This window comes from Nocardia sp. NPDC059154 (assembly GCF_042755705.1).
Classification (GTDB): Bacteria; Actinomycetota; Actinomycetes; order Mycobacteriales; family Mycobacteriaceae; genus Nocardia.
This window is the reverse complement of record NZ_JBHZCS010000174.1, coordinates 1-3443: the sequence shown is the minus strand read 5'-3', so window position 1 is coordinate 3443 and position 3443 is coordinate 1. Positions and strand designations below refer to the sequence as shown.

Sequence of the window (3443 nt, the reverse complement as noted above, 5' to 3'; positions counted from 1 at the left end):
CCGCTTTCGCTTCCACCAAAGACCGCACCACAGCCCGGCTGATCGTGCGCCGCGTCAAAGACGCCCGCTACCCCGACGCGCTGTTCCCGCTCTGGGTAGGCTCGGTCGAGCGGCGAGGTACCAGTACGTCCTGGTCTTACCGGTCAAGCCGTGCGAGGCCAACGCGATCAGCCGACGCGCGGACACCTGGGAGACGTCGACCGACGCCGGGACGACCGCGTTGACGTCCCGCACCCGCGCCAGTGCATTTTTCATGCCTGTCGAGGACGGCGCGAACGCGCCCTTACGCAGCCGCTCCAGCTCCACATACTTGCGGCGGTGCTCTTCCCGGGTCTCCAGCAGCCCCAGCAGCACACCCGGCTGCCCGGCCGTGAGCTGCCCGGCCAGATGCGCCCACAACCGTTGATCAGCGGCCTGCTTGGTCTCGGCGACCAGGCGCTCCAACGTGGTGACGCCGGGCAGCAGCGCGCCCTTCTCTCGCAGCCACCGCACCGCCCCCGTGGTGAGAACCTTCGGACCGTCGCCGGTCGTCCAGGCCTGATCAGCGATCCACGCCACCAACTCACCCTCGATATCGGCGAACTCGATCAGCCCGTACCGGCGCACGATCTCGTCCTGATGGTCATACCGGGTCTGCCTGCGGTCCAGGTACAACTTCACACACGACGGATCATCGATGCTCAGCTGCTCGGCCAGGTAGTCCACCACATTCGCCGGCACCTCCAGCGGATCGGGCAGGAACATCCCCACGTAGCGGACCGTCACGAGCTGGATAACGAACCCCAATCTATTGCTGTCACGGCGGCGCTCGGCAATCAGCTCCCGGTCCTGCTCGTCGAGATGGAAGAACCGTTCCAGCTCGGCCCGCGTCAACACCCCGAACTGGCCGTACCCCGGCACCGCACCCTCATCACGCACAGCCGCTCATGAAACCACCAGCGCCACAACAACGCTCAGCAACCACCCCAATCAACCGAACCGGGCAGGCCTAGCGCGACTTTTCGCACCACTGGACCCCACATGCCTACAATGCCACCGCCCGACCATTCGACTGGACCTTCACCCGCGACGACCTCAACGACCTGCTATACCGGCTCGGCCGCCACGACCTGGCCGCACCCCTCCCACTCGCCCCCCGACGAACTAACGGGCGCACCCACTAGCAGGGAGTCATGGCGAGATCGTCGGTGATGCCGATGCGTAACCGGCCCCGCACCTCCGCACCGGCGAAGTAGTCCGATGCCTGAGCGTGGGCGGCGAGGATGTAGTGCGCGAAGCCGGCCATCGCCTCCCCCTCGACGGTCAACCTGGCGCCGCGGGTATCGCGGATCAGCAGCGGCCGGCCCGCCGCCTGCCCGAGAGCTTGCGGATGTGCTGACTCACCGTGGGCTGCCCGAGCCCCAGCGCTGCCGCGGCCTGGGTGAAGCTCGATGACTGCGCTACTGCGAGAAACGTCCGCACGTGCTCTGGAGGCAGAGCCACGGCTACTCATTACGATCAGCAATGAGAATTATTGAGTTAATTCCCTTTCCAAATTGGCGGGGGGACGAAACGATGGAGGCTGCACACCACGAAGGAGGCGTTTCGCCGTGACCACAAGGGCCGGCAGACTCGAGGATTCCCACAGACGGCCGACATCAACGACCCCACGCGGTGCCCGGTTCGCCGCGCTGCGCTCCCGGAACTTCCGCAGGTATCTGTTCGGCCAGGCGGTGGCCGCCACGGGGATCTATGTGCAGAGCATTGCCCAGGGTTGGCTGGTTCTCAGCCTCACGGGGGACGCTACTGCGGTCGGCATCACCACGAGTCTGGCGTTGGCCCCCACCCTGGTGTTCGGGATGGCTGGCGGGTGGATCGCTGATCGCTACCCGAAGATCCGCGTGCTGCAAGCCACCCAAGCCGCGGCGGGCACCGTGGCCGCGGTCCTGGCCGCACTCACCTTGACCCATCACGTCGCCGCCTGGCACATCCAGCTCCTGGCAGCGGTGCTTGGCACGGTCTCCGCGATCGGCTGGCCGGTCCGGCTCGCGTTCGTGACCGAGTTGGTTGAAGACGACCAGATGCATAGCGCGATCAGCCTCAACGCCTCGACGTTGCAACTCGGTCCTCTCGCTGGGCCGGCCCTGTCCGGCGTGCTGATCAGCGGCGTCGGCCCTGGCTGGGCCTTCGCCGTCACCGCAGTGTTCTACGTCGCCTCGCTCCTCGTGTCCGCCCGCATCAACCCCAACCAGGTTCCGCGCCCGCAGACCACGACGCACACGGTCGGACACGCCGCCGGCGGGTTGCGTGCGCTGGCGCAGCGACCGGAGATATGGTGGCCCATCGCGCTGGTCGGCGTGTTCAGCGTATTCGTCTTCAACAATGCCGTCACCCTGGCGTCCTACGCGAGTACCGTCCACACCGGACCCTCGGGCTACGCGCTGCTGGTGTCCACTGTCGCAGTCGGCTCGCTGCTCGGCGCGCTCATCGCCGCCGGCCGCACTCGCATCACTCTGCGCGGACTCAGATGGACCGGGTGCGCGCTGGCCAGCGCCTACCTGGTCGCCGCCGCCATGCCCACACCATGGAGCCTGTCTGTCGCCCTGATCGCGGTCGGTATCGGCAGTCAACAGTTGTACACCGGCGCCAATGCGACCCTCCAACTCGCCGCTGGGACCGCGCTTCGCGGCCGGGTCATGGGCATCTACATTCTCGTAACCTTCGGCGCCGGAGCCTTGGGTGGCCCCCTGCTCGGCATCATCGACCAACACCTCGGCCCCCGTACCGGTCTTGCCCTCGCCGGAGCCATCCCCGGGACTGTCCTGCTTCTGCTGTGGCTCATACTCGTCAGCACGACAGTGCGCCCACCTACACAGCCTGGTACCGATTGATCACGGACGTTTCGCAACAGCAACCCGACGGCGCACCGCACGGACGGCGCGACCATCAGCTACGCCGAACCTGCCTCCAACTGCGGCAGATGTGAACTCTGAACCACCTGTAATTGTTTGGGGTGGCTGGCCTGGGGCTGGCTGGAAGGGTGGGTGGGTGCTGGCTCTTCGTGCTGGGTGTGACTCGTGAATCGTCTGACCCCCCGTCGGGGGTGTGTCATTCCCGGGAGTTGTCCACTCGGCGCGAAGGCCGGCGTCGACTCGGCCCACCACGATGGCCTGATCAGAAGCTTGCCCAACCGAAATCGGTTGTGGCTCATTACAGGCTTGCCTCGTAGTGATCTCCACCCGGGCCGACGCCGGTCACGACGTCCACCCGTTGACAGGAGACCTCGCATTGTCCATCGTGATGCGGTCGACCACTTCGCCCAGGTTGTGCCAGACAGCACAGGTAGGCTGAATCCCCCCGGTTTTGATGCCAATGCCGTTAACTTACGCGCTGATGTAGCCGGATCTCGGCGGGTTCTGGGTGGTTGATGTTCTTGTGCTGCACCGTTTTTCGTGGGAATTTGT

General features: G+C 65.9%; 4 protein-coding genes. 1 reads left to right on the top strand and 3 read right to left on the bottom strand.

The window, feature by feature from the left end; all coding sequences use genetic code 11:
• Nucleotides 1–54 precede the first annotated feature (54 nt).
• The 3 genes from ACFXN1_RS51510 to ACFXN1_RS51500 all read right to left on the bottom strand — a co-directional run bounded on the left by ACFXN1_RS51510 (nt 55) and on the right by ACFXN1_RS51500 (nt 1482).
• Nucleotides 55–900: a DUF4158 domain-containing protein gene (locus ACFXN1_RS51510; protein ID WP_379446661.1), complete on the bottom strand. Its 846-nt coding sequence runs from the start codon at nt 898–900 to the stop codon at nt 55–57.
• A 259-nt stretch (nt 901–1159) separates the two neighbouring features.
• Nucleotides 1160–1306, bottom strand: a complete 147-nt coding sequence (locus ACFXN1_RS51505) for a hypothetical protein (protein WP_379446660.1) — start codon at nt 1304–1306, stop codon at nt 1160–1162.
• Nucleotides 1307–1329: 23 nt separating this feature from the next.
• Complete coding sequence (locus ACFXN1_RS51500; protein WP_379446659.1) at nt 1330–1482, bottom strand: LysR family transcriptional regulator; 153 nt, start codon at nt 1480–1482, stop codon at nt 1330–1332.
• Between the two features lie 107 nt (nt 1483–1589).
• Here ACFXN1_RS51500 and ACFXN1_RS51495 point away from each other — a divergent pair, with 107 nt between their 5' ends.
• On the top strand, nt 1590–2870 hold the full coding sequence (locus ACFXN1_RS51495) for an MFS transporter (RefSeq protein WP_379446657.1): 1281 nt from the start codon (nt 1590–1592) through the stop codon (nt 2868–2870).
• The last annotated feature ends 573 nt before the right edge of the window (nt 2871–3443 follow it).